We start from the raw sequence: 552 nt of genomic DNA, 5'->3' as shown, positions 1-552 counted from the left end.
CTCCCCGAGGCTTAACGCAGCCTCCCACGTCCTTCATCGGCTCCTGGTGCCAAGGCATCCACCGTACGCTCTTAAACACTTACAACAAAGATGCTCGCGTCCACTGTGCAGTTCTCAAACAACACACAACACCCGGATTCAAAGTGACACCAGCCGAACCCCCGAAACCGGGCATCCGCGGTATGACCACATCCAGGCCTTGCCGTTTTCTTCCTCGAGAAGAAACACTCACGTGCTCTCACACCAGCGTGTTCTCTCAGGACCCAACAGTGCGCCGATATACCACCCACCAGCCGGCCTCGTGGCCGACCGATCCGCGGATGAAGCTGTCAGTGTTCCACCCATGAGCTCCTGCCGCTCCACATCCGGGAGCTGAAACAGGCTCTGCCAGAACATCATCCACCGACTCCTCGGCGGTACACGTCTGGAGAATGCTCCTTAGAAAGGAGGTGATCCAGCCGCACCTTCCGGTACGGCTACCTTGTTACGACTTCGTCCCAATCGCCGATCCCACCTTCGACGGCTCCCTCCCCGAGGGGTTGGGCCACCGGC

Annotated in this window: 2 rRNA genes; both read right to left on the bottom strand. The window is 59.4% G+C overall.

Annotation, left to right across the window (positions count from 1 at the left end):
* Positions 1-85 (bottom strand): 23S ribosomal RNA (locus EGT50_RS16915); the annotation flags it as partial.
* A gap of 357 nt (positions 86-442) precedes the next feature.
* Positions 443-552 (bottom strand): 16S ribosomal RNA (locus EGT50_RS16910); the annotation flags it as partial.

Source organism: Rhodococcus xishaensis, from assembly GCF_004011825.1.
GTDB lineage: Bacteria > Actinomycetota > Actinomycetes > Mycobacteriales > Mycobacteriaceae > Prescottella > Prescottella xishaensis.
Note: the sequence above shows the minus strand (reverse complement) of the source record. Positions and strands in the feature narration are given on the sequence as shown.